This is a genomic window from Roseomonas sp. TAS13, assembly GCF_001950415.1.
GTDB lineage: Bacteria > Pseudomonadota > Alphaproteobacteria > Acetobacterales > Acetobacteraceae > Roseomonas > Roseomonas mucosa.
Map to the genome: position 1 here is coordinate 1 of NZ_BDLP01000364.1, position 4,298 is coordinate 4,298.

General features: G+C 73.6%; 4 protein-coding genes and 1 pseudogene. All 5 read left to right on the forward strand.

The window, feature by feature from the left end; genetic code table 11:
• Positions 1-950, forward strand: a 950-nt coding sequence (locus ROTAS13_RS28235) for a murein transglycosylase A (RefSeq protein WP_075823228.1), incomplete at its 5' end; no start/stop codon positions are given.
• A 383-nt stretch (positions 951-1,333) separates the two neighbouring features.
• Positions 1,334-2,674 carry a diaminopimelate decarboxylase gene (gene lysA / locus ROTAS13_RS20200; protein WP_075823229.1) on the forward strand — a complete coding sequence of 447 codons (1,341 nt, stop codon included), beginning with the start codon at positions 1,334-1,336 and terminating at the stop codon, positions 2,672-2,674.
• Positions 2,671-3,372 carry a DUF4175 family protein gene (locus ROTAS13_RS20205; RefSeq protein ID WP_075823230.1) on the forward strand — a complete coding sequence of 234 codons (702 nt, stop codon included), beginning with the start codon at positions 2,671-2,673 and terminating at the stop codon, positions 3,370-3,372. Before lysA ends, ROTAS13_RS20205 begins: the two co-directional genes overlap by 4 nt.
• A gap of 15 nt (positions 3,373-3,387) precedes the next feature.
• Positions 3,388-4,023, forward strand: a complete 636-nt coding sequence (locus ROTAS13_RS20210; protein WP_075823231.1) for a hypothetical protein — start codon at positions 3,388-3,390, stop codon at positions 4,021-4,023.
• A pseudogene (locus tag ROTAS13_RS20215) lies at positions 4,016-4,298 on the forward strand (segregation/condensation protein A); the annotation flags it as partial. The gene ROTAS13_RS20210 and the pseudogene ROTAS13_RS20215, both read left to right, overlap by 8 nt.

Genomic DNA, 4,298 nt, shown 5'->3' on the forward strand with positions numbered 1-4,298 from the left:
CCTGTGATGCCCTGTCCCAGGCCTGGCGCAACCTGCCGCCCGTGCCGGCCCGCGCCAGCGGCGCCCGGCTGCGCGAGGCGCGGCAGCTTCGCGATGCCCGCCTGCGCGATGCGCTGGAGGAGAACTTCATCCCCACTCCGGTCGGGGAGGGCCTGCTGACAGGCTATTACGAGCCGGTGCTGCGCGGCTCCCGCATCCGGGTGGGCGATTTCCAGACCCCGCTGCACGCCCCGCCCTCCGAGCATGTGCAACTCGGCCAGGGCGATGGCCAGCGCCCCCTGCACGGCCAGATGATGGACGGCAAGCTGCAGCCGCTGCCGGACCGCGCCGCCATCCAGAACGGCGCGCTGGACGGGCGTGGGCTGGAGCTTGTCTGGGTGGACGACCCGGTCGAGGCCTTCTTCCTGCAGATCCAGGGCTCCGGCCGCGTGGTGCTGCCGGACGGCAAGATGCTGCGCCTCGGCTATGCCGGGCAGAACGGCCAGCCCTACCGTTCCATCGGCCGCTCCCTGATCGACCGGGGCGACGTCGCGCCGGAAAACATGTCCGCCGATGCCATCCGCCGCTGGATGACCAAGGTGGGCTATGACCGCACCGCCGCGCTGATGGCGGAGAACCCCTCCTACATCTTCTTCCGCGTCAACCAGGGCCTGCGCCCCGACCAGGGGCCGCCCGGCGCCATGGGCATCCCGCTGACGCCGGAACGCTCCATCGCCGTCGATCCCTCCGTGGTGCCGCTGGGCGCCCCGGTCTTCGTGGCCGGCGGCAACATCCGCCGCCTCGTCGCGGCCCAGGACACCGGCGGGGCCATCCGCGGCCCCGGACGCGGCGACCTGTTCCGCGGCTGGGGACCGGAAGCCGGCAAGCGCGCCGGCAACCTGCGCGAGCCGGTGCGGATGTGGGTGCTGATGCCCCGGGCGAATGCCCTGGTGGCGGATGGGAGTCGCTGAGGCGAGCGGCGGCTTCTCCCGGCCCTTCCACTTCGCGCACACTTCCGGAGGCGAGGCACCGTCCCGCCCGCCCGGTCCCCGTTGCGCGGGGCTCGACCGGCGTCCGCGATGGCCGTCGGGCTGTGGCCCGGTTCCTGGGAACCCATCCCCAACCGTGCGCCGGGTGAGCCTGCGACGCATGGTGCCCGCCCCGGCGAGAAGATGAAAGCAGGGGCCCCGCGGCGCGGCGGCCCGGGCAGCAGGCCGGGCCTTCCCCGGCAACGGGCGGGCGCTCCCAACCCGTCGGAGACACCATCCTCCCCGCCTCTTGCGCCGCGCCGCGGAAAACCGCACCTCTTTCCGCTTCCAACCGTCCCCCCAGACACCCCAGACTAGGCAAGACCATGGCTTCCCCTCTTTCCCTGGCCCCGCAGGCGCCGGACCCGTCCTTTGCCGAGCTGCTGGCGCAGCGGCCGCAGCTCACTGCCCATGCGCAGGACGGGCTGTGCCTGGAGGAAGTGCCGCTCGCCGCCATCGCGGCCAGGGTGGGCAGCCCGGTCTGGGTCTATTCCGCCAGCACGCTCCGCCGCCGGACGCGTGCGCTGCGCGAGGCCCTGGCCGGGGCAGGGCTCGACGCCACGATCCACTACGCCATGAAGGCCAACGACAACCTTGCCGTGCTGCGCCTGCTGGGTGCCGAGGGCGTCGGCACCGACGTGGTCAGCGGCGGGGAGCTGCATATCTCCGAGGCCGCCGGCATCGGCGCCGCCCGCAGCGTCTTCTCCGGCGTCGGCAAGAGCGAGGCCGAGATCCGCACCGCGCTCGCCGCCGGCATCTTCCAGATCAACGCCGAAAGCGCGGAGGAGGTGGAAATGCTTTCCGCCATCGCCGCCGCCATGGGCCGCGAGGCCCCGGTGGCGATCCGCGTGAACCCGGACGTGGATGCCCGCACCCACGCCAAGATCACCACCGGCAAGGCGGAGAACAAGTTCGGCGTGGCGCTGGACGATGCCGCCGCCCTCTATGCCCGCATGGCCGCGCTGCCCGGCATCCGCCCGATCGGCATCGCCGTCCATATCGGCTCGCAGATCACCGAGGGCATGTCCGCCTACCGCGCCGCCTATGCCAAGGTGGCCGAGCTCGTCACCGCGCTGCGCAACCGCGGCCTGCCGGTGGAGCGGGTGGATTGCGGTGGCGGCCTCGGCATCCCCTATCGCGACGAGACCGCGCCGCTGCCCGAGGCCCTGGCCGGCGCCATCGCCGGCACGCTCGGCCCCCTCGGCCTGCCGGTGATGATCGAACCCGGCCGCTGGATCGCCGGCCCCGCCGGGGTGCTCCTGTCCCGCGTCATGCTGGTCAAGCGCGGCGCCACCCGCCGCTTCGTGGTGCTGGATGCGGGGATGAACGACCTGATGCGCCCAGCCATGTACGAGGCCTGGCACGGCATCCTGCCCGTCGCGCCGCAGGCCTTCCACGCCCCGCTCTCGCCCGCCGACGTGGTCGGCCCGGTCTGCGAGACCGGTGACACTTTCTCACGTGGAAGGGGCTTGCCCGAACTCGCGGCGGGCGATCTCGTGGCCTTCCTGGATGCCGGCGCCTACGGGGCTTCGATGTCCTCCACCTACAACGCGCGCCCCCTGGCCGCCGAGGTGCTGGTGGACGGGGCGCGCTGGGCCCTGGTGCGGGAACGCCAGAGCCTCGACGACCTGCTGGCCCACCAGCGTCTGCCGGAGTGGATGGGATGACCGATCTGCCAGAGGGCGTTTCCCGGAGACTGCACCGCCAGCGGCGCCTCGCGCGGCTGGCCCTGCTCTGGGAGGCCCTCTGGCCCCGGGCCTGGCCGGTGCTCGGCGTGCTCGGCCTCTTCCTGCTCGCTGCCCTGTCCGGCCTTTTCCTGCACCTGCCCCTCTGGGCGCATCTCCTGCTGCTGCTGGGCTTCGCCGGGGCGCTGCGGCGCTCCGAGCTGGTGGCGATCGACCACGAGCACCTGCGCTTCACGACGGAGGGGATGGTGCTGTTCATCCCCCATTCCAAGCGCGACCAGGAGCGGGAAGGGGCGACGATCGGCATCCCGCGCGGGCTGAACCCGCTCTCCTGCCCGGTGCGGGCGGTGGAAGCCTGGCTCCGCCGGACGCGGATCGAGTGGGGGGCGGTGTTCCGGCGGCTCAGCCCGGGCGGGGCGCTGGAGGATCGGCTGAGCCCGCAGGGGGTGTGGAAGATCCTGCGGCGGCGGGCGACGCTGGCCCGACTCACGGTGGACGAAACCGAACGGCTGTCGCCGCACGGGCTGCGGGCGGGCTTCATCACCGAGGCCTATCTGAAGGGCGCGCTGGACGAGCAGGTGATGCACCACGCCCGGCAGAAGAGCATCGCCACCACGCAAGGCTACCGCCGCCGGGCCAGGATCACCCGCGACAGCCCGGCCCGGCTGCTCGACCTGTAGGCGAGGGGTCTGGCCGTGCCGTCCGCCTCCGTGCCGGATGCCATTGCTGCCCCGGCCGGGGACGAGGCCCCGCTGGCGCCGGCGCACACCGACTGGCTGCGCAACAGGCTGCGGATCAGCGGTCCGGCGGCGCGGATGGCGGATTTCCGGGCGGCGGCGGCGGGACCCGGGGTGATCCCCTGGCAGCACGACCTGGAGCGGCTGCGCGAGGACTGGTTCCTGCAGCTGGCGGGGCCACCGGACGGCGAGCGGGCGATCAGCCTGCAGGGCGCGCGGATCCTGTCGCAGCGACTGTGCGATGCGGTGGCGGTGCTGCAGCAGTGGGCGGTGGCGCGGAAGACCGGCGAGCGCAGCTGTCCCTTCGATCTGCAGCGGCTGCTGCCGGTGCCGGAGCGGCTGCTGGCGCTGGGCCCCGACGACCCGCAGGCCCGGGCCTGGCTCTGGGCGCATTGGGGCACGACCCGGACGCTGCGGCACGTGCGGGCGGTGCCGGCCGGGCGCGACGGGCGGCAGCGGCGGATGGACGCGCTGGCGGTGGAGTTCTGGTCGGCGGACTGGTCGCCCTGGCAGGCGCTGCGGCGGCTGCGCCGGGCCTGGCCGGAGCTGACGCTGGAGCTGCGGCCGGACTATGCGGGGCCGGAAGATGGCTGAGGCGGTGGCGGCCTGGGAGTATCCGGCGGGGCAGGGCCGGGAGGCCGCGCCCCATCCCGGTGGCCCGCCGGTGCTCAGCCTGGAGGGCTTCGAGGGACCGCTCGACTTCCTCCTGGAGATGGTGCGCCAGCAGAAGCTGCGACTGGGGCAGCTGTCGATCGTGCCCCTCGCCGAGCAGTTCGTGGCGGCGCTGGAGGCAAGCCGCGGCCAGGTGCCGCTGGAGCGGCAGGCGGACTGGCTGGTGATGGCGAGCGAACTGGTGCGGCTGAAGGCGC